The 24,872-nt window shown below is 71.6% G+C and carries 21 protein-coding genes, 4 tRNA genes and 6 pseudogenes; 12 read left to right on the forward strand and 19 right to left on the reverse strand.

Annotation, left to right across the window (positions count from 1 at the left end):
- Nucleotides 1-198 precede the first annotated feature (198 nt).
- Nucleotides 199-1,005: a PadR family transcriptional regulator gene (locus tag BJF80_RS06275; protein WP_075812312.1), complete on the reverse strand. Its 807-nt coding sequence runs from the start codon at nt 1,003-1,005 to the stop codon at nt 199-201.
- 317 nt (nt 1,006-1,322) lie between these two features.
- Between BJF80_RS06275 and BJF80_RS06280 the strand changes: the two genes are divergently transcribed.
- The 4 genes and pseudogenes from BJF80_RS06280 to ilvD all read left to right on the forward strand — a co-directional run bounded on the left by BJF80_RS06280 (nt 1,323) and on the right by ilvD (nt 6,555).
- Nucleotides 1,323-3,128, forward strand: a complete 1,806-nt coding sequence (locus BJF80_RS06280) for an acetolactate synthase large subunit (protein WP_202817151.1) — start codon at nt 1,323-1,325, stop codon at nt 3,126-3,128.
- Nucleotides 3,125-3,565, forward strand: a complete 441-nt coding sequence (gene ilvN / locus BJF80_RS06285; protein WP_075812314.1) for an acetolactate synthase small subunit — start codon at nt 3,125-3,127, stop codon at nt 3,563-3,565. Before BJF80_RS06280 ends, ilvN begins: the two co-directional genes overlap by 4 nt.
- 212 nt (nt 3,566-3,777) lie before the next feature.
- Nucleotides 3,778-4,815, forward strand: a complete 1,038-nt coding sequence (ilvC, locus tag BJF80_RS06290; protein ID WP_022925910.1) for a ketol-acid reductoisomerase — start codon at nt 3,778-3,780, stop codon at nt 4,813-4,815.
- A pseudogene (gene ilvD, locus BJF80_RS06295) lies at nt 4,808-6,555 on the forward strand (dihydroxy-acid dehydratase). The gene ilvC and the pseudogene ilvD overlap by 8 nt, the downstream one beginning before the upstream one ends.
- On the opposite strand, the gene BJF80_RS06300 reads toward ilvD, so the two are convergent.
- The 3 genes from BJF80_RS06300 to BJF80_RS06310 all read right to left on the reverse strand — a co-directional run bounded on the left by BJF80_RS06300 (nt 6,524) and on the right by BJF80_RS06310 (nt 7,945).
- Entirely contained in the window at nt 6,524-6,799 is a 276-nt protein-coding gene (locus BJF80_RS06300; RefSeq protein ID WP_075812316.1) for a hypothetical protein, read from the reverse strand. The pseudogene ilvD and the gene BJF80_RS06300 sit on opposite strands and share 32 nt — an antisense overlap.
- A gap of 37 nt (nt 6,800-6,836) precedes the next feature.
- Nucleotides 6,837-7,055 (reverse strand): hypothetical protein, encoded by a 219-nt coding sequence (locus BJF80_RS06305; protein WP_075812318.1) that lies wholly within the window; start codon nt 7,053-7,055, stop codon nt 6,837-6,839.
- An 83-nt stretch (nt 7,056-7,138) separates the two neighbouring features.
- Nucleotides 7,139-7,945 (reverse strand): siderophore-interacting protein, encoded by an 807-nt coding sequence (locus tag BJF80_RS06310; protein WP_075812320.1) that lies wholly within the window; start codon nt 7,943-7,945, stop codon nt 7,139-7,141.
- A gap of 120 nt (nt 7,946-8,065) precedes the next feature.
- Between BJF80_RS06310 and BJF80_RS06315 the strand changes: the two genes are divergently transcribed.
- Nucleotides 8,066-9,934, forward strand: coding sequence for an anthranilate synthase family protein (locus tag BJF80_RS06315; protein WP_075812322.1), 1,869 nt, complete (start codon nt 8,066-8,068; stop codon nt 9,932-9,934).
- On the opposite strand, the gene BJF80_RS06320 is transcribed toward BJF80_RS06315, so the two are convergent.
- The 10 genes from BJF80_RS06320 to BJF80_RS06355 form a co-directional block, all read right to left on the reverse strand.
- A complete protein-coding gene (locus tag BJF80_RS06320; RefSeq protein WP_075812324.1) occupies nt 9,931-10,158 on the reverse strand; it encodes a hypothetical protein in 228 nt (75 codons plus the stop codon). The two genes, BJF80_RS06315 and BJF80_RS06320, sit on opposite strands and share 4 nt — an antisense overlap.
- A gap of 576 nt (nt 10,159-10,734) precedes the next feature.
- The gene (locus BJF80_RS18305; RefSeq protein WP_143553716.1) at nt 10,735-11,037 is read right to left on the reverse strand and encodes a hypothetical protein; all 303 of its coding nucleotides are present in this window, start codon (nt 11,035-11,037) and stop codon (nt 10,735-10,737) included.
- A 567-nt stretch (nt 11,038-11,604) separates the two neighbouring features.
- Nucleotides 11,605-11,748 carry a hypothetical protein gene (locus tag BJF80_RS18310; RefSeq protein ID WP_143456806.1) on the reverse strand — a complete coding sequence of 48 codons (144 nt, stop codon included), beginning with the start codon at nt 11,746-11,748 and terminating at the stop codon, nt 11,605-11,607.
- Between the two features lie 136 nt (nt 11,749-11,884).
- The gene (locus tag BJF80_RS06325) at nt 11,885-12,388 is read right to left on the reverse strand and encodes a DUF4442 domain-containing protein (protein WP_237767469.1); all 504 of its coding nucleotides are present in this window, start codon (nt 12,386-12,388) and stop codon (nt 11,885-11,887) included.
- A gap of 34 nt (nt 12,389-12,422) precedes the next feature.
- Entirely contained in the window at nt 12,423-12,920 is a 498-nt protein-coding gene (locus BJF80_RS20700) for a CotH kinase family protein (RefSeq protein WP_269087263.1), read from the reverse strand.
- Nucleotides 12,821-13,804, reverse strand: a complete 984-nt coding sequence (locus BJF80_RS20705) for a CotH kinase family protein (RefSeq protein WP_075812328.1) — start codon at nt 13,802-13,804, stop codon at nt 12,821-12,823. Before BJF80_RS20705 ends, BJF80_RS20700 begins: the two co-directional genes overlap by 100 nt.
- A 125-nt stretch (nt 13,805-13,929) precedes the next feature.
- Nucleotides 13,930-14,003, reverse strand: a tRNA-Phe gene (locus tag BJF80_RS06340).
- Between the two features lie 59 nt (nt 14,004-14,062).
- Nucleotides 14,063-14,136, reverse strand: a tRNA-Asp gene (locus BJF80_RS06345).
- Nucleotides 14,137-14,162: 26 nt separating this feature from the next.
- Nucleotides 14,163-14,235: transfer RNA gene (locus BJF80_RS06350), tRNA-Glu, on the reverse strand.
- Between the two features lie 58 nt (nt 14,236-14,293).
- Entirely contained in the window at nt 14,294-15,373 is a 1,080-nt protein-coding gene (locus BJF80_RS06355; RefSeq protein ID WP_075812330.1) for a PHP domain-containing protein, read from the reverse strand.
- 41 nt (nt 15,374-15,414) lie between these two features.
- On the opposite strand from BJF80_RS06355, the gene BJF80_RS06360 reads away from it, so the two are divergent.
- Entirely contained in the window at nt 15,415-15,846 is a 432-nt protein-coding gene (locus BJF80_RS06360) for a GNAT family N-acetyltransferase (RefSeq protein WP_075812332.1), read from the forward strand.
- A 10-nt stretch (nt 15,847-15,856) separates the two neighbouring features.
- Here BJF80_RS06360 and BJF80_RS21510 read toward each other — a convergent pair.
- Nucleotides 15,857-17,223, reverse strand: a pseudogene (locus BJF80_RS21510) (NAD(P)/FAD-dependent oxidoreductase).
- A 98-nt stretch (nt 17,224-17,321) separates the two neighbouring features.
- Between BJF80_RS21510 and BJF80_RS06370 the strand changes: the two are divergent.
- The 3 genes and pseudogenes from BJF80_RS06370 to BJF80_RS21520 form a co-directional block, all read left to right on the forward strand.
- On the forward strand, nt 17,322-18,332 hold the full coding sequence (locus BJF80_RS06370) for a pirin family protein (RefSeq protein WP_075812334.1): 1,011 nt from the start codon (nt 17,322-17,324) through the stop codon (nt 18,330-18,332).
- Between the two features lie 9 nt (nt 18,333-18,341).
- Nucleotides 18,342-18,899 (forward strand): annotated as a pseudogene (locus tag BJF80_RS21515) (anthranilate synthase component II); the annotation flags it as partial.
- 356 nt (nt 18,900-19,255) lie between these two features.
- A pseudogene (locus BJF80_RS21520) lies at nt 19,256-20,236 on the forward strand (anthranilate synthase component I family protein); the annotation flags it as partial.
- Between the two features lie 192 nt (nt 20,237-20,428).
- On the opposite strand, the gene BJF80_RS19025 reads toward BJF80_RS21520, so the two are convergent.
- Nucleotides 20,429-20,812 carry a hypothetical protein gene (locus BJF80_RS19025; RefSeq protein WP_075812336.1) on the reverse strand — a complete coding sequence of 128 codons (384 nt, stop codon included), beginning with the start codon at nt 20,810-20,812 and terminating at the stop codon, nt 20,429-20,431.
- A gap of 33 nt (nt 20,813-20,845) precedes the next feature.
- On the opposite strand from BJF80_RS19025, the pseudogene BJF80_RS06385 reads away from it, so the two are divergent.
- Nucleotides 20,846-21,687 (forward strand): annotated as a pseudogene (locus BJF80_RS06385) (aldo/keto reductase).
- A gap of 102 nt (nt 21,688-21,789) precedes the next feature.
- On the opposite strand, the gene BJF80_RS06390 reads toward BJF80_RS06385, so the two are convergent.
- Nucleotides 21,790-22,356, reverse strand: a complete 567-nt coding sequence (locus tag BJF80_RS06390) for a YceI family protein (protein WP_075812338.1) — start codon at nt 22,354-22,356, stop codon at nt 21,790-21,792.
- Between the two features lie 83 nt (nt 22,357-22,439).
- On the opposite strand from BJF80_RS06390, the gene BJF80_RS06395 reads away from it, so the two are divergent.
- Both BJF80_RS06395 and BJF80_RS06400 read left to right on the forward strand, forming a co-directional pair.
- Nucleotides 22,440-22,901, forward strand: coding sequence for a MarR family winged helix-turn-helix transcriptional regulator (locus BJF80_RS06395; protein WP_075812340.1), 462 nt, complete (start codon nt 22,440-22,442; stop codon nt 22,899-22,901).
- 58 nt (nt 22,902-22,959) lie between these two features.
- Nucleotides 22,960-23,946 (forward strand): FUSC family protein, encoded by a 987-nt coding sequence (locus BJF80_RS06400; protein WP_075812342.1) that lies wholly within the window; start codon nt 22,960-22,962, stop codon nt 23,944-23,946.
- Between the two features lie 93 nt (nt 23,947-24,039).
- Here BJF80_RS06400 and BJF80_RS06405 read toward each other — a convergent pair.
- Nucleotides 24,040-24,112 (reverse strand) — tRNA-Lys (locus tag BJF80_RS06405).
- A gap of 118 nt (nt 24,113-24,230) precedes the next feature.
- Nucleotides 24,231-24,872 (reverse strand): annotated as a pseudogene (locus tag BJF80_RS18765) (hypothetical protein); the annotation flags it as partial.

Here is a 24,872-nt window from a genome sequence, read left to right on the forward strand (position 1 = left end):
CGCGGGCCAGCGCTGCTCCTGCGCCGCGGCGGTCAAGGCGCGGACGCCGGCACGGCACACGGCACCGGTCGAGGGTCCGGACCACCAGCGCCCCTCGCCGGGTTCCCCCACGCCCCCCACTCCGCCCGGGGCCCGCTTCGCTCGCTCGTTCCCGTCGTTCCGGGCAACCAGGCTCGCTGCGCTCGCGGTTGCCCGGGGTCAGTCCTCGACGATCTCGCCCTCGGTGATCTCCTCGGGGTCGTCGTGGTCCTCGGGCCCCTCGTCCTGCGACTCGTCGCGGGCGACCTCGGCCTCGGCGAGCAGGCGGTAGAGGTCGCGTCGGGTGCGGTCGAGCAGGTCGGCCGCCTCCTGGTTGAGCTCGACCTGCCCGGACTGGCCCACCGCCTGGGTGGCCATCGCCACGCTGCCCAGCGCCTTCCACAGCGTCCCGGCGCTGCTGCGCTGCTCCCGGCCGCCGTGACCGCCGTGTCCAGCCCGCCCGTGGCCGCGACCCCGGTGGCTGTGCCGCTCGCCCCGCCCGCGCTGCCCCGCCCAGGGGTCGTCCGGCTCCTCGCCGCCGGCCCAGCCCTGCGGGGGCAGGTCCTCCGCGGCGGCGCGACCGGCCTCGGTGAGCTCGTAGGCGCGGCGCCCGTCGACCTCGGTCTGGGAGACCAGGCCCTCGTCCTCGAGCTGGGCGAGCGCGGGATAGATCGCGCCAGAGCTCGGCCGCCACGCGCCGCCGGAGCTCTGCTCGATCTCCTGCATGAGCTGGTAACCGTTCATCGGCTCCCGCTGCAGCAGGTGCAGCACCGCGTTGCGGACGTCGCCGCGGCGCGCCCGACGCGGGCCGCCCTGGGGGCCGAAGCCCTGCGGACCGAAGGGGCCTCCGCGCCGGCCGCGGCCGCCGGGGCCCTGCGGACCGAAGGGCCCGCCCTGCTGGCCGAAGACCTGGCCGAGCAGGCCGTGGGGTCCGAAGATCTGGTCATCGAGGTTGCCGAAGCCACCGAAGTTCTGTCCAGACGTCATGTGCGTCCCCTCTCTCGTCGCTGGCGCGGAGGTTCCGCGCGTCATACGTCGAGACTAACAAGATGTGTCTCGTCATGTCAACGACATATCGTTATTTGTATGAGTGTGCGTCTGGTCACATACCTATGCACGGGGTTGACGCGGCGGCATCCGAGGAGGTTGTATGTCCTCCATGCAGTGCTTCGTTCTCGTACTCATTACCTAAGGACGCGCCGTCGGCCGATCCTCGTCATCGACGCGTCCTCCCCTCGCCAGCCCATCGGGCCGAGGGGTTTTTGTTGCCACTGCCCACACCACCGGACGTCAGGACCCACCCCATGACCGCCACCCACATCCCCGACGGGGCCACCACGACCGCTCCCGGCGACACCGGCGGCACCTCGACCGCCGCCGAGCGCAGGACCGGCGCCGAGGCGCTCGTGGGCACGCTGGAGCGGCTCGGCGTCGAGCACGTCTTCGGGCTGCCGGGGGGCGCGGTGCTCCCGCTCTACGACGCGCTCTACGGCGCGAAGGTCCGCCACATCCTGGTGCGGCACGAGCAGGGTGCCGGCCACGCCGCGCAGGGGTATGCCGCCGCCACCGGCAAGGTGGGCGTCTGCCTGGCGACCTCCGGGCCGGGGGCGACCAACCTGGTCACCGCGCTCGCCGACGCCAACATGGACTCGGTGCCGATGGTCGCGATCACCGGCAACGTCGCCAGCACCGCCATCGGGTCGGACGCCTTCCAGGAGGCAGACATCCGGTCGATCTCCATGCCGGTCACCAAGCACTCCTTCCTCGTCACCGACCCGGACGAGATCGCGGCCACCGTCGCCTCGGCCTTCCACATCGCCTCCACCGGCCGCCCCGGCCCGGTGCTCGTCGACGTGACCAAGGACGCCCTCGTCGCCGCGGCCGACGAGTCGATGCAGCAGCTGCCGATGCCGGGCTACCGCACCCCCAGCAGCCCCGCCCCCGAGGCGGTCCGCGACGCCGTGGAGCTCATGCTCACCGCGCGCCGGCCGGTCCTCTACGTCGGCGGCGGCTGCCTGCGCGCGGGCGCCTCCCGGCAGGTCCGCGATCTCGCCGAGCTGACGGGCATACCCGTCGTCACCACGCTCATGGCCCGCGGCGTCTTCCCCGACAGCCACCCGCAGCACATGGGGATGCCCGGGATGCACGGCAGCGTCGCCGGGGTCGCGACGCTGCAGAAGTCCGACCTCATCGTCAGCCTCGGCGCGCGCTTCGACGACCGGGTGACCGGCGCCAAGCACACCTTCGCCCCGGACGCGACGATCGTGCACGCCGACATCGACCCCGCCGAGATCGGCAAGAACTTCCCCACGGCGGTCGGTGTGGTCGGTGACGCCCGCGACACGATCGCGCTCATGCTGACCGAGTGGACCCGGCGGACCGCCGCCGGGGCCTCGCCGCAGCACGAGGCGTGGGTGCGGCGCTGCCGCTCCTGGAAGGAGCGCTACCCGCTCGGCTACGACGCGCCCTCGGACGGCGCCCTCGCACCGCAGCTGGTCATCGAGCGGCTCGGGGCGCTCTCCGACCCGGGCACGATCTTCGCCGCCGGCGTCGGCCAGCACCAGATGTGGGCCAGCCAGTTCATCACCTACGACGAGCCGCGCCGCTGGCTCAACTCCGGCGGCCTCGGGACGATGGGGTATGCCGTGCCCGCCGCCATGGGTGCCAAGGTCGGCATGCCGGACTCGACCGTCTGGGCGATCGACGGCGACGGCTGCTTCCAGATGACCAACCAGGAGCTCGCGACCTGCTCGGTCGAGGGCATCCCGATCAAGGTCGCGATCATCAACAACGCCGCCCTCGGCATGGTCAAGCAGTGGCAGGCGCTGTTCTACTCCGAGCGGTTCAGCCACTCCCAGCTGCCGTCGATGCAGGTGCCGGACTTCGCCACGCTCGCCACGGCCTACGGCTGCGTCGGGCTGCGCTGCGACCGCGCCGAGGACGTCGACGCCACGATCGAGGCGGCCATGGCGGTCGACGACCAGCCGGTCGTGGTGGACTTCCGGGTCAGCCAGGACGCCATGGTCTGGCCGATGGTCGCCGCCGGCACGAGCAACGACGACATCCAGCACGCCCGCGACGTGCGTCCCGACTTCGGGGAGGACGAGTGACCCTGCTGTCCGACTACCCGCCCCGCGACGCCGACGTCCCGACGCCGGCCCCCGCATACCGACCCCACACCACCCAGCACCACCCGACGAAAGGCACCACCATGAGCGACGCTGCTCGTACCCGTCACGCGCTGTCCGTCCTGGTCGAGAACAACCCCGGCGTGCTCGCCCGGGTCTCCGTCCTCTTCGCCCGGCGCAACTTCAACATCGACCACCTGGTCGTCGGGCCGACCGAGGACAACAAGGTCTCCCGCATGACGATCGTCGTCAACGTCAACGCAGAGCAGCTGCACAAGGTCACCAGTCAGCTCGACAAGCTCGTCGAGGTCATCCACATCGAGGAGCTCGAGGACGCCGACGCGATCCGCACCAAGCTCTGGCAGATCAACGACAACGGTCCGCGCCCGGTCGGCGCGATGGCCGCCGCCGCCTTCTGATCACGTGCTGGGGGCTTCGCCCCCCGCATGCCCCCAACTGCACGTGCTGGGGGCTTCGCCCCCCGCATGCCCCCCACCTGCGAGGACCTCGCTTCGCTCGGACGCACTGTCTGTTCCGGTGAACCAGGCTCGCTGCGCTCGCGGTTCACCGGGGCTCCGCCCCTCCACCCACCGCTCGACTCACCACCTACCCCACAGGAGAACTCCAGCTCATGGCCACGATGTACTACGACGACGACGCCGACCTCTCGCTGATCCAGAACCGCACGGTCGCCGTCCTCGGCTACGGCAGCCAGGGCCACGCCCACGCGCTGTCGCTGCGCGACTCCGGGGTCGACGTGCGCGTCGGGCTCGCCGAGGGCAGCAGCAGCCGGGCCAAGGCGGAGGCCGAGGGCCTGCGCGTCGTCACGCCCGCGGAGGCGTGCGCCGAGGCCGACCTCGTCATGGTGCTCGTCCCGGACCACGTGCAGCGCCTCGTCTACCGCGACGCGATCGAGCCCAACCTGCAGGAGGGCGACGCGCTCTTCTTCAGCCACGGCTTCAACATCCGGTTCGGCTACATCGAGCCGCCGGCCGGGGTCGACGTCTGCATGGTGGCGCCGAAGGGCCCGGGGCACCTCGTCCGCCGCGAGTACGTCGACGGGCGTGGCGTGCCGGTGCTCGTCGCGGTCGAGCAGGACGCGTCCGGCCAGGCCAAGGAGCTGGCGCTGTCCTACGCCTCCGCGATCGGCGGGCTGCGGGCCGGCGGCATCGAGACGACCTTCACCGAGGAGACCGAGACCGACCTCTTCGGCGAGCAGGCGGTGCTGTGCGGCGGCATGAGCCAGCTGGTGCAGTACGGCTTCGAGACGCTCACCGAGGCCGGCTATCAGCCGGAGGTGGCCTACTTCGAGTGCCTGCACGAGCTCAAGCTCATCGTCGACCTGATGTACGAGGGCGGCATCGCCAAGCAGCGCTGGTCGGTCTCCGACACCGCGGAGTACGGCGACTACGTCTCCGGTCCGCGGGTCATCGACCCCTCGGTGAAGGAGAACATGCAGGCGGTGCTCGAGGACGTGCGCAACGGCGCCTTCGCCGACCGCTTCATCTCCGACCAGGACAACGGGCGGCGCGAGTTCGAGGAGCTGCGGGCCAAGGGCGCCGCCCACCCCATCGAGGAGGTCGGCAAGGACCTGCGCGGCATGATGGCGTGGGTCAAGGGGCACGAGGCCGACGGCGACTACGTCGAGGGGTCGGCCGCGCGTGGCTGAGGTCGACGTCAAGCCGCGCTCCCGGGACGTCACCGACGGCCTGGAGAAGACCGCCGCCCGCGGGATGCTGCGCGCGGTCGGGATGGGTGACGACGACTGGGCCAAGCCGCAGGTCGGCGTCGCCAGCAGCTGGAACGAGATCACCCCCTGCAACCTCTCGCTGGAGCGGCTCGCGGGGGCGGTCAAGGACGGCGTGCACGCAGCCGGCGGCTACCCGCTGGAGTTCGGCACGATCTCGGTCTCCGACGGCATCTCCATGGGGCACGAGGGGATGCACTTCTCCCTCGTCTCGCGCGAGGTCATCGCGGACTCGGTCGAGACCGTCATGTCGGCCGAGCGGCTGGACGGCTCGGTGCTGCTCGCCGGCTGCGACAAGTCGCTCCCGGGCATGCTCATGTCCGCGGCCCGCCTCGACCTGGCCTCGGTCTTCGTGTATGCCGGGTCGATCCTGCCCGGCATCGCCAAGCTCTCCGACGGCTCGGAGAAGCAGGTGACGATCATCGACGCCTTCGAGGCGGTCGGTGCCTGCTCGCGCGGTCTGATGAAGCGCGAGGACGTCGACGCGATCGAGCGGGCCATCTGCCCCGGCGAGGGGGCGTGCGGCGGGATGTACACCGCCAACACCATGGCGGCCGCCGCGGAGGCGCTCGGGATGTCGCTGCCCGGCTCCGCGGCCCCGCCGGCCACCGACCGTCGGCGCGACGGCTTCGCGCGGCGCAGCGGCGAGGCGGTCGTCGGGATGCTGCGGCAGGGCATCACGGCGCGGCAGATCCTCACCCGCGAGGCCTTCGAGAACGCCATCGCGGTGACGATGCCTTCGGCGGATCCACCAACGCGGTGCTGCACTTGCTGGCGATCGCCCACGAGGCGGAGGTGGAGCTCTCGCTCGAGGACTTCCGCCGGATCGGCAGCCGCGTCCCGCACCTGGCCGACGTCAAGCCGTTCGGGCAGCACGTGATGGTCGACGTGGACCGGATCGGCGGCATACCGGTGGTCATGCAGGCGCTGCTCGACGCCGGGCTGCTGCACGGGGACGTGCTGACCGTCACCGGGCGGACCATGGCCGAGAACCTCGCCGACCTGCAGGCCCCGCCGCTGGACGGCACGGTGCTGCGGCAGATGGACGACCCGATCCACGCGACCGGCGGGCTGACGATCCTCGAGGGCACGCTCGCGCCCGGGGGAGCGGTGGTGAAGTCCGCGGGCTTCGACTCCGACGTCTTCGACGGGACCGCGCGCGTCTTCGACGGCGAGCGGGCCGCCATGGACGCCCTCGAGGACGGCACCGTCGCCGCCGGTGACGTCGTCGTCATCCGCTACGAGGGCCCCAAGGGCGGGCCCGGTATGCGGGAGATGCTCGCCATCACCGGCGCGATCAAGGGCGCCGGGCTCGGCAAGGACGTGCTGCTCATCACCGACGGCCGCTTCTCCGGCGGGACCACCGGGCTGTGCGTCGGGCACATCGCGCCCGAGGCCACCGAGGGCGGTCCCATCGCGCTGGTGCAGGACGGGGACCCGATCACCCTGGACGTGGCCAACGGTCGCCTCGACCTGGGCGTGGACGAGGCCGAGCTGGAGCGCCGCCGGGCGTCCTGGTCGGCCCCCGAGCCGCCCGAGCGCGCCCGCCGCGGCGTCCTGGCGAAGTACGTCGCGCTCGTCCGCTCGGCCTCCGAGGCGCCGTCACGCACTGAGGGGGCGCCGGCGCCCGTCAGCCGTCTCCCGCGTGCAGGTCGTCGATGACCTGCTGGACCTCGCGTTGCACCTCGGGGTCGACCTCGCGGGCGGCGACGTCGCGCCCGAGCAGGGCGTCGACGAGCTCGCCGACCTTCGCCGCGATCCGCTCGTAGGCCGCGTCGAGGTCGGTGCGGCCCTCGAGCGAGGTCAGGTCGTCCCAGTCGATCTGCTGGAGCCCGTGCGTCGGCATCTGCACCTTCTCCTCCTCGGTCAGGCCCATGGTCACCACGACGTCGGAGGTGAGGACCATAGGTGACCGACGAGCGGCAGCCCGATGACGTCTGCGGTCAGCCGGCGCCGCGGTAGCGGGCCATCTGCCTCAGCCGGTCGCAGGCGTCCTTGCGCAGCAGGATCTCCAGGTAGTGCGGGGTCCGGCAGTGCAGCTCGAGCTCGCGGTAGCTGTCCTCGACGACGAAGGTGACCTCGGCCTCGGTGAAGAGCCCGTGGAAGTGGGCGGCTAGCTCGGCGGCGATGGAGGTCAGCACGTCCGGCGCCATCGCGGTCATGCCCTCATCCAACGCCCGGGCGGCGACGCCGAGGTGAAGCTGCGGTGACGTGTCGGGGCACGTCGTGCGACGTCCGGGGGGGGTCAGGCCATCTCGCCCTGGAGCCGGCGCACCCAGTCACGCTTGACCGAGCGCCACCCCTCGTCCGTCAGCCCACGGCGCCAGTAGGGCGACAGCGAGACGTGCTCGCGCGAGGCCAGCCCGCCGTCCCGCAGCGCGTGACCGACGGCCCGGATCGACTCGGCCTCGCCGTGGACGAAGGCGGTGACCACGCCCTCCAGCCGGGGGAGCGCGGCGACCGCGTCCGCGAGCAGCCGGGTGAGCGACTCCTCGTCCTGCGCCCCGCCCCGGTGCACGAAGTGCACCTCGAGCGCACCGGGCGAGGTCAGCTCCACCTCCTCGTCGGCGTCCTCGACCTCGATCACCGCCCGGACCGGCATGCCGTCACGGACCTGCTCGGCGCACGCCGCGATGGCCGGGAGGGCGGACTCGTCGCCGACCAGCAGCACCGCGTCGACGTCCGCGGGAGGGGAGTAGTCGCCGGCGGGCCCGCGCAGCTGCAGCCGATCCCCCGGGCGGGCGTGCAGGGCCCAGCGGCCGGCATACCCCACCTCGCCGTGCACGACGAAGTCGATGGTGAGCTCGCGACGCTCCCGGTCCCAGGCGCGGACGGTGTAGCGCCGGGGGTAGGGTCGCTGATCCCGCGGCAGGTCGCGGGTCGCCTCGTCCTCGAAGGGCGGCTGGTAGCGCGCGCCCTCGGGCAGGAAGAAGGCGTTGACGTAGGAGTCCGCGAACTGCGGGTCCTGGAAGTCGGTGAGCCCCTCCCCGCCGAGGACGACGCGCACCAGGTGAGGGGTGAGCCGTTCGGTGCTCACGACCGTGCCGTACATGGGTCTCCTTCGAGGGATGTCAGGGAAGAGACAAGGGTATCCTCACCCGATTTAGGACACGTCAGCCGGGGTGGGTGTGGGCCGGTGGAGCGCCTGCTGCACCATGACAGACTTCCCGGTATGCCCTCGCGCCCGCTGGACCAGATCCTCGCCGACCCCTCGGGCCAGTCCTGGGCGATCCTCTGGCGCGCCGCGGAGGGCGAGGCCGAGGTGGTCCTCGGGGAGGTCGAGGACCTGGACCTGCTGGCCCAGATCCCCCGCCCGGGCGAGGGTGCGCCGGTGCTCGCGATGGTGCCCTTCCGGCAGATCGCCGAGCGAGGCTTCGCCGCGCACGACGACGGCACCCCGCTGCGGGTGCTGCGGGCCGCGCAGACCCAGCGGATCTCGGTCGACGACCTCGTCGAGGCGCTCCCGACCGGGGAGATCGAGGTCGCCGCCGAGCGCTTCAGCGTGGAGGACGGCGCGTATGCCCGCACCGTGGAGCAGGTCATCGAGGAGGAGATCGGCGAGGGCGAGGGGGCCAACTTCGTCATCCGCCGCGACGTCCTGGCCCACTGCCGCAGCGACCAGGCGGTCGCGGCGCTCACCTGGCTGCGCCGGCTCCTCGTCGACGAGCGCGGGGCCTACTGGACCTTCGCCGTGCACACCCCCGGGCACACCCTCGTCGGCGCGACCCCGGAGCGGCACGTCAGCGTGCGCGACGGCCGGGTGTGGATGAACCCGATCTCCGGCACCTTCCGCCACCCTGCCGACGAGGCCGAGGTGGAGCCTGAGTTCAGGGCCTTCGTCAAGGACACCAAGGAGACCGAGGAGCTCTTCATGGTGGTCGACGAGGAGATGAAGATGATGGCCCAGATCTGCCACGACGGCGGCCGGATCACCGGGCCCTACCTGGCGCAGATGGCGCACCTGACGCACACGGAGTACCTCCTCGACGGCCGCAGCGACGCCGACGTCCGCGACGTGCTCCGCACGACGATGTTCGCCCCCACCGTCACCGGGTCGCCGATGGAGAACGCCTGCAGCGTCATCGCCCGGCACGAGCCGGACGGCCGCGGCTACTACTCTGGTGTGCTCGCGCTGCTGGAGCAGGACGAGCAGGGGGGCGAGCGGCTGGACGCCCCCATCCTCATCCGCACCGCCCACCTCACCGACGACGGCACGGTCCGGGTCAGCGCCGGCGCCACCCTGGTGCGGCACAGCGACCCGGCCTCGGAGTGCGCGGAAACCACCGCCAAGGCCCGTGGGGTCCTCTCGGCGCTCGGGCTGCGCCCGCGCCGGGCGCCGGGCCACGCCCTCGACCTGCAGGCGCTGCCCGGGGTCGCCGCCGACCTGGAGACGCGCAACGAGTCGCTGTCGCCCTTCTGGCTCACGCCGCAGCTCCCGCCCGGACCCCGAGCTGCTCGCACCCGCGTCCTGGTCGTTGACGCCGAGGACACCTGGACCCAGATGCTGGCCCACATGCTCCGACACCTGGGCCTGGTGCCGGAGGTCCGCCGCTGGGAGCAGGTCACCGAGGCGGACGTGGCCGGTCCCGGATCACCCTTCGACCTGGTGCTCTACGGCCCCGGCCCGGGGGATCCCACCGACCTGTCGGACCCGCGGATCGCGGCGCTGCACGCGCTGCTCGCGGCCCGGCTGCGGACCGGCGCCCCGGTGCTGGCGGTCTGCCTGTCGCACCAGGTCCTGGCCACGATCGCCGGGCTGGCGGTCACCAAGCTCCCCGCCCCCAACCAGGGGGTGCAGCTGCCGGTCGACCTGTGGGGCGAGGTGCGCCGCATCGGGTTCTACAACACCTTCGTCGCGCGACCGGGCACCCCGACGGTCGGGGAGGTGGTGCTCGAGCAGGCCGTGCACCCGCCGGACGACGCGGTGGTGGGCCTGCGGGGCCGCCGGGTGGCCAGCATCCAGGGGCACGCCGAGTCGGTGCTCTCCCGGGACGGCCTACTGACGCTCCACGGGCTCGTCCGGCAGGCCCTTCAGTACTAAGGCTGGGCGGTGTCCCTTCCAGAGTGCAGATACCGTCCGAACTCGATCAGAAGCCCGCTGACCATGACCGAGAGGCCGATCAGCGGAGCAAAGGGACGGAGAGTAGCGCCCAGGGCGACGCCTAAATCCGCCATGAGCACGAGGGACACCCAGATGAGTGGACCAGCCACGGCCCCCGCGAGAATAAAGCCGTAGGCCGGTTTGTCTTCTGCGTCAGGAAACATGGTCCGAGCGTACGTCTCTGGCGGACCAAACCTCGCCTCAAGTGCGGAATCTGAAAGGCCAGGGGTCAGCGATCCTTCAGCTTGACGGATCTCCTTCTCGGAGACGTGAGATGACTTGAGGGCCGCTCGCAGGCGGCGTCGATACATTGACATTGTGGTTGTTTCCCAAAGTGTGATTGAGCTGAGCCCAGGCCCTCAAGCCATCTTTCAGATAGTCTACCCCTCCGGGCGTTAAAGCAAACTGACTGCCCGCCACACCTTCTTGGGGATCTTGCTGGCCGTTTGACAACATCCCTTCTCGCTCCAGTTTCAAGAGTAGTGGATAAACCTGGGCCGGAAGGTGATAACCGAAGCCGCACTCGACAAGTCGCTGACACACTTTATCCATAGGTAGGCGTCCAGCTTCGTGAACTCGAAGCACAGACAACTCCAAAAGAGCGTCCAGAATGCGCCGCCGCCACTCAGATACGTCATTCACTAGAGTTGACCTCTTGCTCCTCGCCCTTTGTCAAAGTTAGAGTATCAGAGGGTGCCCGCGCGGTGCTGCGAACACCCCGCGGGCGCCTCTGACCTTTTCTACAGGCCGAAGAGCCACTTCACGGCGTCGTACACAGCACCGCCGGAGATGGCGGTGCCGCCAAAGGTGAACGTCTTCTTGATCCACGTTGGCACCTTGGTGTCCCACCACTTGACGAAGATGGTCCTGCCCTGCGCCACCTTACTGATGATGGTGTCGTACCATGACCGCGCGGTCTTCTTTAGTGCGAACATGGCTGTTTTCACAGCGGCGCGGATGGCCCAGACAGGTGCTGCATTCTGCGACGGCAAGCCCGCGCCTGTGCTGTTGCTCTCGCTGGCCCCCGAAGGTGCAAGTGGCACAGGTGTACTGTGCGCCCCTGAAGGCAGGCTGACCTGTTGGGCTGAGAAGTAAGAATTCAGAGTCGAGGAGGCCGCCACTCGAACTGAGCTCGTTTGAGCTGACGCGACTGGCGCTGCTCCTATTCCTAGGCCGATCGATGCGCTGACTGCTAGGGCGACAATCCGCGTCCGACGAGCGTTGCGTGCATTGTGCATGGTTTCTCCCCTTCGAGAATCGGTTTCCCCGTCGAAGCTCTTCGACGCGTTCACTCTAGATCCGTTACCGGCGCCCGGCAAGAGTTGCAAGGTCAAGAAATAGTAAAGGAATCTTCTCTCGAGGGGCGAGCCCAAGCCTGCACCTTTCCCCTCTGAGGTAGCACGGTGTCCCCGTGTCGTTGAGCGGCTGTGACGTTGGGGTGCAACAGGGCAGCAGCTACCGGTTCAGCTGGGGGGTAGATGGGCGGTTGCTGAGTCGAGGCGGGTGAAGGGGTGGGTGTGTGAGGGGCGAGTCGAGCGGGTGGGGTCCGAGGTGGTGACTTGCCGCCTCGTTCGGTTCGTCCGGCTTGACCAGGACGAAGAGGCGGCGGGTCAGGACGCCGAGGCTGAGGAAGTGGCGTTGTTCGACCCATCGGCGTCGTGCCGCTCCACGACGATGGGGCCGACGAGGCGGATGATTGAGCGATCTGGGAACATGTTGACCGCGTGTGTGCGGCGGCGGAATCCCCGGCGCAGCCGCTCACTCGGGTTGTTGGATCAGATCTCGCGCCGTTCTCACTGGTGGGCGGTGGACCCCAGGATGTCGGCTTCGTACAGCTCCGGGTCGTTCGAGATCGAGGCAACTTCTCGTTCAGGGGACAAGCGCCCCGGCCTAGCGCTTGCGGCGGACGTAGAGCTGCTTGCGGACGTGGGCGACGACCGTGCCGTCCTCGGTGACGACGTCGTTGTCGAACCAGCGCAGCACCTTGGCGCCGTCCGCCGCCTCGGCCCGCAGCTCGTCGAGCACCTCCTCGCGGAGGTCGAAGGTGGCGCTCACCGCCCTCCGCTCGGGCGAGACGAACTCGATCTCGGCGGCCTTGTCCCACACGACATACCCCGGACCCAGGTTGCGCAGCACCATGAGCATCCAGAACGGGTCGACCATCGCCACCAGGGAGCCGCCGAAGAGGGTGCCGACGTAGTTCGTCGTGAGCGGGGTGTGCGCGAGCCGGACGCGGACGTGCCGGAAGTCGGCCGACATCGCCTGGATCCGGATCCCGGAGAAGAGGAACGGCGGCCAGGCGTTCATCCCGTGCCGCAGCGCCCGTGCCGATCCGGCGAGGGCCTTGAGCCGGGACACGCGCTGGTCGGGCCGCGTGCGGGGAGAGGAGGTCACCGCGCCACTGTATGCACGGGACCACCGTGCCGACTCACCCGGCGACGGCGAGGAGGGCGTCGGCGTCGTCCTCGATCTGGTCAGCGGTCACCAGATCACCGGCCCCGTCCTCGAGGGTGGTGGTCCAGGTGCTGACCGCCTGCTCGAGGACACCGCCCCCGACGAGGTCGGTCCGCAGGCGGGTGAGCTCCGCCTCGTAGGCCGCAGCCCACTCCTCGTCGGCCAGGAAGGTCTCGACGAGCGGGTGGGAGCGGCTCATCGTGCCGCCCCGGCCGCCGGGCAGCTCGTCGCCCTCCACGCCGGGTGGCTGCACGCCCTCAGGCATCTCGCCCTCCTCGACGGGGGGTGGCTCCATGCCCTCGGGTACCTGGCCGTCCTCGAAGGTGGGCATTCCGCCGCCCGCGCCGCCCCCGCCGGGCCCACCTCCGGCATTCATCGCCCCGAAGGACAGGTTGTGGTCCCAGGCCACGACGGTGAACTGCTCGGTCGAGGAGTCCCAGAAGAGGTAGGAGTTGTTGCCCGGCCCGTCGATGTCGTCCTGTTCTGGATGATCTCCTGCACCGCGAGGTAGGTCGCGAAGGACTCGAGGTCGACCAGCTCCGGCAGGCGCTGCGCGATCTCCTCCTCCGTGCCGTTGTGCAGGAGGTCGAGCAGCTCGATGAGCGGCCGGTAGTCGTGCTCGCCGGCCTCGATGTCGAAGGCGGTCGAGTAGTCGCCGTCCTCGCCCCGCCACGACCAGTCACCCTCCGCCTCGGACTTGTAGAGGACGCTGTCCTCACCAGCCTCCGGGAAGGCGTCCGTCACCCAGGCGTCATCGAGGTTCTGGACGGTGAGCCGGAGCTCCTCCTCACTGCCGTTGACCGAGAAGCGGGTCGCGACCGCCGCTGTCGAGGCGAGACCTGCGGCGGACAGCACGTCGAGGGAGACCGCCTCGTTGAGCGACGTCTCCGTGGTGTTGGACCGGACCGTGATGTCGCTGTAGCCCTCCAGGGTCTGGTCGTCGACGAACTTGTCCAGACGGATCCGCAACGGGAGTTCCTGCGCCGGGGTGTCGGTCGAGATCCCGCGCAAGGACGAGTTGCCCTTGAGCTTGAGGCCGACGTCCTCGAAGGTCTGGCCGTCGATGGTGACGGTGCCCCTGACCCACTCCTTCTCGCCGGTGTCGAGGTAGGTCTGGATCATCCCGGTGAGGGTGTCCTCGTCGACCGTGACGTCGATGGTGTGGACCTCCGTCGCGGTGAACAGCGCGCTGGTCACCTCCAGCGCCGATCCCGGCGCCGAGGCGGTCGTGCTCGCCGAGTCCTCCGCCGCCGAGGAGACGGCGCTCTCGCCCGTGACGAGAGGTGCGGCGCAGCCGGCGAGTGCGAGCGCGGCGACGAGCCCGAGGGTCGTGGTCGGGCGGTGGTGTCGTCTCATGGCACGAGTCCACCCGTCGCGGCTGTGCCGAGGGGCTGCCACGGCTGTGACCTCGCTGTGCAGTCCCCAGCCCCCCACATGCGGGAGCCGCGGGTGTCTCAGGGGCAGACCCGCGGCTCGTCGCGTGGCCAGGGGCGGGGTCGAACCGCCGACCTTTCGATTTTCAGTCGAACGCTCGTACCAACTGAGCTACCTGGCCGGGAGTAGTGGTCCGGCGTGGCCCCGGATCGCTCCGGTGACCACGCCGCTCCTACTCTGCGACCCCGACGGGACTCGAACCCGCGACCTCCGCCGTGACAGGGCGGCGCGCTAACCAACTGCGCCACGGGGCCTCGATGTGTCAGGTCGAGACCTGGTGCATCCCCAACGGGATTCGAACCCGTGTTACCGCCGTGAAAGGGCGGGGTCCTAGGCCACTAGACGATGGGGACCTATCCGTTGAGGACGACGATGAGCATACGTGATCGCCGGGGCGCGGACCAAAACGCCTCAGACGATGCTCTCCGGGGACCGTGACCACGCCAGGAGCCGCTCCAGCGGCCACGTGTTGACGACCCGCTCGGGGGGCACGTCGTAGCGGACGGCGCGCTCGCAGCCGTAGTCGAGGAAGTCCAGCTGGCCGGGGGCGTGGGCGTCGGTCGAGATGGCGAAGACGCAGCCGGTCTCGACCGCGAGGGTGAGCAGCTCCCCGGGCGGGTCCTGACGCTCGGGGCGCGAGTTGATCTCCACCGCCGTCCCCGTCTCCGCGCACGCCGCGAAGACCGCCGCGGCGTCGAACTCGCTGGGCGGACGGAGGCGGGAGCCGCTGCGGCCTCCCTTGTCCCCCCGGCGGGGCATGACCCGTCGCCCGGTGCAGTGGCCCAGGACGCTGGTGAGCGGGTTGCGGACCGCGGCGACCATCCGGCGGGTCATCGCCGCCTTCTCCATCGTCAGCTTGGAGTGCACCGAGGCGACCCGCACGTCGAGCTCACCGAGCAGCTCGGTCTCCTGGTCCAACGCACCGTCGTCCAGGATGTCGACCTCGATCGCCTTGAGCAGGGTGAAGCCGGAGGCGCTGGTCTGCGCGTTGACGGCGTCCACGACCGCCAGCTGCCGGCGCAGCCGCGCGGCGGTGAGACCGCCCGCCACGGTCAGCCGGGGGGAGTGGTCGGTCAGCGCGAGGTAGTCGTGGCCCAGCTCGATCGCGCTGGCCACCATCTCCTCGATCGGGCTGCCGCCGTCGGACCAGTCCGAGTGGCTGTGCAGGTCGCCGCGCAGCAGCTCCCGCACCGGCGCCCCGCCCTGGACCAGCGGCTCACCGGCCGCGGCCTCCAGGTCGGCCAGCTTGTCAGGGACGTCCCCGTGGACCACCGCCTCGATGACCGCCGAGGTCGACGGGCCGATCCCGGGCAGGTCGCGCAGGGTGCCTGCCGCGACGCGGCGCCGGACCTCGTCCTCGCCGAGGGGCAGGATGGTCGCAGCTGCCTTGCGGTAGGCCTCGACCCGCCGGGTCTCCTCGCGCGAGCGCTCCAGCAGGAAGGCGATCCGGCGCAGGGCGTCGACCGGCTCGAGGTCCGGTGCGCTGCTCATGGGGGCGACTCTACGACCGAGCGACGACCTACGCTGCGGGCATGTCCACGATCCGCGCCGCCCGCTTCGCCGACCTCGACAACCGGGTCCTGCACGACCTGCTCCGGCTGCGCGTCGACGTCTTCGTCGTCGAGCAGGAGTGCGCCTACCCCGAGATCGACGGCCGCGACGTCGAGGAGACCACGGTGCACCTGTGGACCGACGTCGACGGAGGGGTCGCCGCGACCGTCCGGATCCTGGTGGACGACGACGGCACCCGGCACCTCGGCCGTGTCGCGACGCACCGCGACCACCGGGGTCAGGGGTATGCGGCCGCGCTGCTGCGCGAGGGGCTGGACCGGCTCGGTCCCGGGCCGGTCCACCTCGGCGCCCAGGCGCACCTGGAGCAGTGGTACGCCCGGCTGGGTTTCCGCCGCAGCGGCCCCGACTACCTGGAGGACGGGATCCCGCACCTGCCGATGGTGCGGGACTGAGCGCCCCCGACTACCGCCGCGACTGCCGCCGGAAGTCCTCGCCGAGGTACTCCAGCGCGAGCCGGGCATACACCTGCTGCTCGGTGACCGTGCGCTCGCCGCGGTGGTCGCCGCCGACGAAGCTCACGGCCCAGTGCATGAGCGTCGCGAGCTGGTTCTTGAAGCCGATGAGGTAGAAGAGGTGGACGGCGAGCCAGGCCACCCACGCCGGGTAGCCGGTGAGCTCGATCCGGCCGCGTTTCATCACCGCGCGGAAGCGGGAGATCGTGGCCATGGAGCCCTTGTCGAAGTAGCGGAACTCCTGTCCGGTCTCCTCGCCGCGCAGTCGCCGCAGGATCTGGTCGGCGACGTGACGGGCCCCCTGGATGGCGCCCTGCGCCACCCCCGGAACCCCGTCGACGGCCGCGAGGTCCCCCACGACGAAGACCTCGGGGTGGCCGGGCAGGCTCAGGTCGGGCAGCACCTTGACCCGGCCGGCCTTGTCCAGCTCGGCGCCGGCCTGCTCGGCGACCTTGCGGCCCAGCGGGTTGCCCTGGACGCCGGCGGCCCACACCTTGGTCTGGGCCTTGATCCGCTCCTGGCTGCCGTCCTCGGTCGACTCCAGCACGACCCCGCCCTCGTCGACGTCGACGACCTTGCGGCCCAGCTTCACCTCGATCCCGATGTCGGTGAGGCTCTTCTCGGTGCGCGTGCCGAGCTCTCGCCGAAGGGTGCGAGGACCTGGTCGACGGCGTCGACGAGGATGATCCGCGCCGTCGTCGGGTCGATGTGGCGGAACTCCTTGCGCAGCGTGCGCTTGCTCAGCTCGGCGAGCTGGCCGGCCATCTCGACACCGGTCGGGCCGGCGCCGACGACGACGAAGGTGAGCAGCCGGCGCACGTCGTCCTCCCGGCCGGCCGCCGCGGCCAGCTCGGCGAGCTCGAAGGCGCCGTAGATGCGGCCGCGCAGCTCCAGCGCGTCGTCGATCGACTTCATGCCGGGGGCGTACTCCGCGAAGTGCGGGCTGCCGAACCAGGACTGGTTGGCGCCCGCCGCGAGGACCAGGGTGTCGTAGTCGTAGGTCATGTCCTCGCCCGCGGTCACGGCGGTCACCGTGCGCTCGGCGAGGTCGATGTCCCTGACGTCGCCCAGCATGACCGTCGCGTTGTCCTGGTGGGCCAGCACGTTACGCGTCGGCGGGGCGATGACGCCCTCGGACAAGATGCCCGTGGCGACCTGGTAGAGCAGCGGCTGGAAGAGGTGGTGGCCGGTGCGGGCGACCATGAGCACGGACACGGCCGGGTCGTCGAGCGCCTTGGTGGCGAACAGCCCGCCGAATCCGGAGCCGATGACGAGGACGCGGTGGGTGGGGGACGTGCGGGGCTGGGCGGTGCTCATATATCTAGTGAACAGCAGATCGGGGCCCGGAACTTCCCGTGGAGCCACCAGGAGGCCCTACGACGACGAGACGTTGGTCACGGTGCGAGACTGTGCCGATGAGCTCGCTGGAGACGCGACCGGACGAGGTGACCTGCGGGGAGCAGGCGGCGACCGACGGGACGGTGACCGTGCTCGAGCCGCGGGAGGTCCCGCTCGGCGGCCCGCGAGCGATGACCGTGCGGCGCACGCTGCCCTCCCGGCGGCGGACGATGATCGGGGCCTGGTGCTTCGTCGACCACTACGGCCCGGACGACGTCGCCGAGACCGGGGGCATGGTCGTGCCGCCGCACCCGCACACCGCGCTGCAGACCGTGTCCTGGCTGTTCAGCGGTCTGGTGGAGCACCGCGACTCGACCGGGGTGCGGGCGCTGGTGCGACCCGGGGAGCTCAACCTCATGACGGCCGGGCACGGAGTGTGCCACTCGGAGGTCTCGGTGGTCCCGGCCGACGGTGCCCCGGGCAGTGTCGAGAGTGGGGTGCTGCACGGGGCCCAGCTGTGGGTCGTGCTGCCCGCGGGCCGCACCGACGTCGAGCCCTCCTTCGAGCACTTCGTGCCGGAGCCGGTCCGCCACGGGGACGCGGGGGTGAGCGTCTTCCTGGGCGACCTGCGGGTGGGGGAGCAGCGGGTGGGCTCGCCGGTGACCACGCATACCCCGTTGCTCGGGGCGGAGGTGGTGCTCGAGCCCGGGGCACGGCTGCGTCTGGGCGTCGACGTCGAGCACGAGCACGGCCTTCTCGTGGACCAGGGCGAGGTCACCGTGGCGGGGCAGGGCGTGCGGCGCAGCGAGCTGGCCTACCTCGCGCCGGGACGCGAGGAGCTGGAGCTGGTGGCGGGCGGTGAGCCGGTGCGCGCGCTGCTGCTGGGCGGGCCACCCTTCGGTGAGCAGATCGTCATGTGGTGGAACTTCATCGGCCGGTCGCACGATGAGGTCGTCGCCGCCCGCGAGCAGTGGCAGGACGAGCTCGGGCACCGGGCCGACGGACGGTTCGGGGCGGTGGACTACCCCGACGGGGAGTCGCTGCCCGCCCCCGCGCTGCCACAGGTCCGGCTGCGACCGCGAGGCTGAGGCAGAGGTATGCCGAGCGAGGTCCTGCTGGTCGACCACCTCGACAGCTTCACCTACAACCTCGCCGACCTGCTCCACCGGGTGCTGGGCCGTCCCCCGGTGCTGTGGCGGCACGACCACCCGGCGGCAGCGGAGGACCTGAGGCGGTTCGCGGCGATCGTCATCGGCCCCGGGCCCGGGCGGCCGCAGGTGCCGGCCGACCTCGGGCTCTCCGCGCTGGCGCTCGCGCAGCGTGAGGTGCCCGTCCTCGGGGTGTGCCTGGGCCACCAGGGCCTGGCGCACGTGGCCGGGGAGGAGGTGGCTGAGATGGCGCTCACCCGGCACGGCATCGTCAGCCCGGTCGAGCACGACGGCACCGGGGTCTTCGCCGGGGTCCCCTCGCCGGTCCGGGTCGTGCGCTACCACTCGCTGGAGGTGCGCGAGCCGCTGCGGTCCGGGCTGCGGGTGAGCGCCCGCGCGGCCGACGACGGCTGCGTCATGGGGCTGGCCGACCCGGGTGGCAGCTTCTGGGGGGTGCAGTTCCACCCCGAGTCGGTGCTGTCCGAGCACGGTGACCGGATCGTGGCCAACTTCCTCGCGCTGGCCGGCGTCGCGACGGGCGCCAGCGACGGCGGGGACCGCGCTGCGCCGGGCCCGGCCGCCGCGGTCGCCGTCGGCGACGCCATGACCCCGCAGCCGCACCGCGGCACCGGTCGCGTGGTCCGGCTGCGGACCGAGCGGGTCGACCACGAGGGGCCGGTGGACGTCCCCGCGCTCCGGGACAGGTTGGTGGGGGACGCCCCGACCTCCGTGTGGCTGGACTCCTCCGACGGCAGCGGGTGGTCGCTCGTCGCGGACGAGAGGGGGCCGCTGGCCGGCGAGCTCACCCACCGGGTGGGGCGGCGGCCGTTGCTGCTGGACCGGCTGGACGGCGAGCTCGACCGGTGGGAGCTGGACGACGACGATCACGGTCTCCCGGGCCACCTCCCCTGCGCCCGGGTCCGGTCGGCTACTGGGGCTACGAGCTCAAGGCCGAGACGGGCGGGTCGGCCGCCCATCGGTCCGGCTGGCCGGACGCGTGGTTCGTGCTCGTCGACCGGGGCGTGGTGGTGGACCACGGCTCAGGCGAGGTCTGGGCCGTCTGGATCGAGGACCGGGAGGTCGCCGACGAGCAGGAGCGCTGGGTCCGCCAGGTCCGCGAGGCGGTGAGGCGAGCCGAGGCGGTCGGGGCGTCGGCGGTCGGCGCGTCGCCCGCGTCCGCCGGGTCCGAGGGGTCCCCGGGCGGGACCGTGGCATGGGTCGCCCGGGACGAGGAGAAGGCATACCTGGACCTGGTGCGCTCGGCCCAGGCCCAGATCGCGCGCGGCGAGTCCTACGAGGTCTGCCTGACGACGGCCCACCGGGCGCAGGCACCGGAGGTGGACGAGGCGCAGCTCTACCGGGAGCTGCGTCGGGTGTCGCCGGTCCCGCACGGGGCGTGGCTGCGGACGCCGTCCGGCAGCGTCCTGAGCGGCTCCCCGGAGCGCTTCGTCTCCGTCACCCGAGGGATGGTCGAGGCCCGCCCGATCAAGGGGACGCGGCCCCGCGGGAGCAGCCCGCAGGACGACGCCGAGCTCGCGGCCGCGCTCGCCGCCTCGGTGAAGGAACGGGCGGAGAACCTCATGATCGTCGACCTGCTCCGCAACGACCTGCACCGCGTGTGCCGGTCCGGCAGCGTCCACGTGCCGGAGCTCTTCGCCGTCGAGAGCTACGCGACCGTGCACCAGCTGGTGTCCACGATCCGGGGGGAGCTGGCCCCGGGGATGCGTGCGACCGACGTGCTGCGCGCGTGCTTCCCCGGCGGCTCGATGACCGGGGCGCCCAAGGTGCGCACCATGGAGATCCTGGACCGGCTCGAGGGTGCTGCCCGGGGCGTCTACTCCGGCGCGATCGGCTGGATCGGGCTGGACGGCTCGATGGACACCTCGATCGTCATCCGCACCTCACGCGCGACCCCGACGGCACGCTCGCGTTCGGGGTGGGTGGGGCTGTCACGGCGCTGTCCGACCCCGCGGCGGAGTATGCCGAGGTGCGGGCCAAGGCCCGGGCGATGCTGGAGGCCGTCGCACGGGCAGCGGTCAGTCCGGCTGGTCCGGGCCAATCAGCCAGAGCTGCACCGGGAACCGGCCCGGCACCCCGCTGAGGGTGAGCAGCAGCCGGTCCTCGTGGTGCTCCCAGCGCGCGAGGACGATGGCGTGCTTGTTGTGCAGCGCCCGCAGCACCTTGCCGAGGTCCCCCGGCTCGGTCGGGCTCACGAGGAAGGTGGTCGAGTCTGCCAGTCGGAGTCGGCCGACCCCGCCGAGCGGGCCGGGGGTGATCCCGCGCACCGGGACCCGACGTGCGACCAGCCCGGGCAGCTGCACCTGCAGGTGCGACCTGCGCGCCGGCCCCGTCGGCGCGCCCGGAGGCTCCCACGGCGGCGGCTCGCCGCCGGGGTCGTCCGGGAAGGGGTCCCACGACATACGCCCCAGTCTGCCCGACCTAGGCTGGGACGCATGACGAACCAGCCGACTCTCACCCTCAACAACGACGTCCGGATCCCGCAGCTGGGCTTCGGCACCTTCCAGGTCGACGAGAAGGAGACCCAGCGGGTCGTCGAGGCCGCGCTGGAGGCCGCTACCGCCACATCGACACCGCCGCGGGTTACTACAACGAGGCCGGCGTGGGTGCGGCGCTGCGCGCCAGCGGCCTCCCGCGCGAGGAGGTCTTCCTCACGACGAAGCTGCGCAACGGCGACCAGGGCCGCGACCGCGCCCGGGACGCCTTCGAGGCCTCGCGCGAGGCGCTCGGGGTGGACGCGGTCGACCTCTACCTCATCCACTGGCCGGTGCCCGGCAACGGCCTCGCGGGGGAGACGTGGGAGGTCTTCCAGGAGCTGTATGCCGAGGGCGCGGTCCGCGCGATCGGCGTCTCCAACTTCCTGCCGGATCACCTCGCCGACCTGCTGGGCGGCGCCGATGTCACCCCGGCGGTGAACCAGATCGAGGTGCACCCCACCTTCCAGCAGCCGGACACCCAGCAGGCCTCGCGCGACGCGGGGCTGGCGGTCGAGGCCTATGCCCCGATCGGGCAGGGCGCCGACCTCGAGCTCGCCCCGGTGACGGAGGCGGCGCAGGCGCACGGCGTGAGCCCGGCTCAGGTGGTCATCCGCTGGCACCTGCAGGAGGGGCGCATCGTCATCCCGAAGTCCGCCACCCCGGAGCGCATCCGCTCCAACGCCGACGTCTTCGGCTTCGAGCTGGACGACGCTCAGATGAGGGCGATCAGCGGGCTCGACACCCCCGAGCGGATGTTCCCTGACCCGCAGACCGCCGACTTCACGCAGTTCCGCAGCTGAGGCATACCTCTCGGGCATGACAACGGCCCCGCCGGGTCACAGGGCCGGCGGGGCCGTCGCTCACCCGGGCTGAGGGCAGGGGCGCCCGGGGAGTGCTCGAGATCAGGCGGACTTGATCGCCGAGATCTCGAACTCCAGCGTAACCTTGTCCGCCACCAGCACGCCGCCGGTCTCCAGCGCGGCGTTCCAGGTGAGGCCGAAGTCCTTACGGTTCACCACGGTGGAGCCCTCGAAGCCGATGCGCTCGTTGCCGAAGGGGTCGGTGGCGGCACCGGCGTACTCGAAGTCCACGGTCACCGGGCGGGTCACGTCCTTGATGGTGAGGTCGCCGGTCACGCGGAGGGTCTCGTCGTCGACCGCGGACACCTCGGTGGAGGTGAAGGTGATGGTCGGGTAGGTCTCGGCGTCGAAGAAGTCGGCGGACTTCAGGTGGCCGTCGCGGTCCGCCGAGCGGGTGTCGACCGAGGCGACCTGCATCGTCACCTGGATCGAGGCGCCCTCCAAGTCGGTGCCGGTGGTGGCGGTGCCCTCGATCTCGTTGAAGGCGCCGCGGACCTTGGTCACCATCGCGTGACGGGTGGAGAAGCCGACTCGGCTGTGCGAGGCGTCGATGGCGTAGGTGCCGTCCAGGTCGCGCAGGGCGGTGGCGGTGGCGGTGGTCTCGGTCATGGTGGGTCCTCTCGGGAGTGGTTGACGATTCAACCAGCATCCTAGATGTCCGTGACGTGTCACGCAACTGGTATTCTGGCGGTATGCCGTCCACACCCGCCGTGCCCTGGCTCGAGGAGTCCGAGATGGAGCTCTGGCGCGCCTGGCTGCGGGTGCAGACCGACCTGCCGGCGGCGATGGGGCGGGCGTTGCACGCCGACAGCGAGCTGTCGCTGCAGGACTTCGAGACCCTGGTGCGGCTGTCCGAGGCGGAGGAGGGGCGGCTGCGCGTCTCGGCGCTGGCCGAGCAGATGCACTGGGAGCGGTCCCGGCTCTCGCACCACCTGCGTCGCATGGGCGGACGGGGTCTCGTCGAGAAGGTCGAGTGCGCCGAGGACGGCCGCGGGGCCTTCGTCGTGCTGACCGACGCCGGACGTGAGGCGCTGGAGGGGGCGGCGCCCGATCACGTGAGGACTGTCCGGCGGCTGTTCTTCGACGGCATGGGGGAGGCGGAGCGGGAGGTGCTGAGCTCCTTCCTGCGCCGCGTGGTCGAGCGCACGTCCTGAGTCCCGGCCCGCGCTCTGGGCGGAGGGCGCGCCGTGCCAGCGATGCCAGACTGGGGTGATGGCTTCACGTGCGCACGACCTCGGGGCGTGGCTGCGCCGCCCGGATGTCACAAGCGACCTGGTGCAGGTGCTCAAGAGCGTCATCGCGGCGGTGGCGGCGTGGGTCCTGGCGGACCGGGTGCTCGGCCTCGAGCAGGCCTTCCTGGCGCCGTGGACCGCCCTGCTCACCGTGCACGCCACGGTCTACCGCACCGTGTCGCGCGGCGCCCAGGCGGTGCTGGCGACCACCGCCGGCGTCACCCTGGCGTTCGTGGCGGTGCTGCTGGGCGGCAGGGGTGTCCTCACCCTCGGGCTGGCGTTGCTCGTCGCGATGCTGCTGGCCAGGGTCGGTGTGCTGCGGGACGAGGGGGTCACCGTCGCCACGACGGTGCTCTTCGTCATCACGACGTCGTCGAGCACCGGTCCGGGGAGCCTGCTCGATCGCCTCGGGGCGACCGCGATCGGTGTGGTGGTCGCGCTCGTGGTCAACGTGGTGGTCGCGGCGCCGCTGCGCGACGCGAGCGCGCGACGGCAGATCGCCGAGATCGACCGCGGGCTCGGCGAGCTGCTCTCCGACATGGCGGACGGCGTGCGGGCCGGTGCGGACGAGGAGCGGACGGGGGACTGGGTGGAACGGACGCGCACCCTGGACGGCCGGCTGGAGAGTGCCTGGCGGTTGGTCTACGAGGCGCGCGAGAGCCGGTGGGGCAACCCGCGTCGGCGGGGCGGGGATGCCGAGGAGCTGTCGCGGGTCCTCGGACGGCTCGAGGAGGGCATCGCCCAGGTGCGGGGTATGGCGCGGCTCATCTACCAGTCGGCGGTGCAGGCCGAGGACTGGGACGCGGTGTTCCGCACCACCTGGTCGGACCTGCTCGAGGAGCTGGGGCGCCGGGTGGCGGACCCGCAGGGTGACGTCATCGCGCTGCACGAGGACGTCGACGACTTGGCGTCGCGGCTGTCCTCGGCCGACCTCCCGGACCAGCGCTGGCCGCTCTACGGCGCCTGATCGAGATGAGCCGGGTGGTCATCGACACCGTCGACGACGTCGCGACCTCCCCGGCCGTCCGGGAGTGAGCGCCTGGATCTCGCGCTCCCGAGGTGGGCCCCCCGGGGCTCGAACCCGGAACCTACGGATTAAAAGTCCGCAGCTCTGCCAATTGAGCTAGAGGCCCGGAGCCCGACCACGGCAACGCCGTCTCGGCTCCGGCGTCCCAGGCTAGCCGCTGCTGACACGGCGAAGGCCGGGCGCCCGCTCGCACGGCCAGAACGGTGCGGAAGGTGAGCCCCTGCTCAGAAGGGAGGCTCGTCGCCGGGCGGGGTGCGCCAGCCGGTCGGATCCGGGTCAGCGGTGCGGCGTCGAGGCTCTGAACCGGCCCCGGACGCCGTTCTGGCCCCCTGTGCAGACCCCTGCGCCGGGTCGGGCCGACACACCGCAGCGGGCCCGGTGCCCGCATCGCTTGCCCCGGTCGTCTGCTCGGCGGTGCTCTTTTCTGCCCCGAGGACTGCTTCGGGGGTCGGGGTGGTGGGGTCGGCGCCGTCGCGGCGGCGGCCGGTTGCTGTGCGGGTGACCCACATCCACCCCGACAGCGGCCCGCCGTGCTCACCGGTGCCGGGGTGGTCGTCGGCGTCGGTGAGGATGGCGCCGGGGCCCCGGTGGGCGAGGGCGGCGTAGAAGGCGCGGTTGAGCAGGTCGCGCCGGGTGTGCAGGTCCTGCCGCAGCGCCGGGTGCTCGTCGCTGCGGGCGGCGTCCACCGGCGCGGCCCGGTCCAGGAGGGCCTGCAGGTCTGGTGCTGCCTGTGCGCCTGGTTCGGCGCGGTCACCGGCGGTAGCCGTGCGGAGTCCGTGGCCGTACTGCCGGTAGTCGTGTGCCCGGGTCGTCTCGGTCTGGCCGAGCAGCGTGGTCCAGGTCAGGTCACGCAGGTCGTTGACCTC

It is taken from the genome of Serinicoccus sp. CUA-874, from assembly GCF_001942225.1.
Classification (GTDB): Bacteria; Actinomycetota; Actinomycetes; order Actinomycetales; family Dermatophilaceae; genus Ornithinicoccus; species Ornithinicoccus marinus.

Coding starts and splice junctions, on each gene's coding strand:
- BJF80_RS06275 (WP_075812312.1), bottom strand. CDS start 1,005: ATGACGTCTGGACAGAACTTCGGTGGCTTCGGCAACCTCGATGACCAG.
- BJF80_RS06280 (WP_202817151.1), top strand. CDS start 1,323: ATGACCGCCACCCACATCCCCGACGGGGCCACCACGACCGCTCCCGGC.
- ilvC (WP_022925910.1), top strand. CDS start 3,778: ATGGCCACGATGTACTACGACGACGACGCCGACCTCTCGCTGATCCAG.
- BJF80_RS06300 (WP_075812316.1), bottom strand. CDS start 6,799: ATGGTCCTCACCTCCGACGTCGTGGTGACCATGGGCCTGACCGAGGAG.
- BJF80_RS06305 (WP_075812318.1), bottom strand. CDS start 7,055: ATGACCGCGATGGCGCCGGACGTGCTGACCTCCATCGCCGCCGAGCTA.
- BJF80_RS06310 (WP_075812320.1), bottom strand. CDS start 7,945: ATGTACGGCACGGTCGTGAGCACCGAACGGCTCACCCCTCACCTGGTG.
- BJF80_RS06315 (WP_075812322.1), top strand. CDS start 8,066: ATGCCCTCGCGCCCGCTGGACCAGATCCTCGCCGACCCCTCGGGCCAG.
- BJF80_RS06320 (WP_075812324.1), bottom strand. CDS start 10,158: ATGTTTCCTGACGCAGAAGACAAACCGGCCTACGGCTTTATTCTCGCG.
- BJF80_RS20705 (WP_075812328.1), bottom strand. CDS start 13,804: ATGAGACGACACCACCGCCCGACCACGACCCTCGGGCTCGTCGCCGCG.
- BJF80_RS06355 (WP_075812330.1), bottom strand. CDS start 15,373: ATGAGCAGCGCACCGGACCTCGAGCCGGTCGACGCCCTGCGCCGGATC.
- BJF80_RS06360 (WP_075812332.1), top strand. CDS start 15,415: ATGTCCACGATCCGCGCCGCCCGCTTCGCCGACCTCGACAACCGGGTC.
- BJF80_RS06370 (WP_075812334.1), top strand. CDS start 17,322: ATGAGCTCGCTGGAGACGCGACCGGACGAGGTGACCTGCGGGGAGCAG.
- BJF80_RS19025 (WP_075812336.1), bottom strand. CDS start 20,812: ATGTCGTGGGACCCCTTCCCGGACGACCCCGGCGGCGAGCCGCCGCCG.
- BJF80_RS06390 (WP_075812338.1), bottom strand. CDS start 22,356: ATGACCGAGACCACCGCCACCGCCACCGCCCTGCGCGACCTGGACGGC.
- BJF80_RS06395 (WP_075812340.1), top strand. CDS start 22,440: ATGCCGTCCACACCCGCCGTGCCCTGGCTCGAGGAGTCCGAGATGGAG.
- BJF80_RS06400 (WP_075812342.1), top strand. CDS start 22,960: ATGGCTTCACGTGCGCACGACCTCGGGGCGTGGCTGCGCCGCCCGGAT.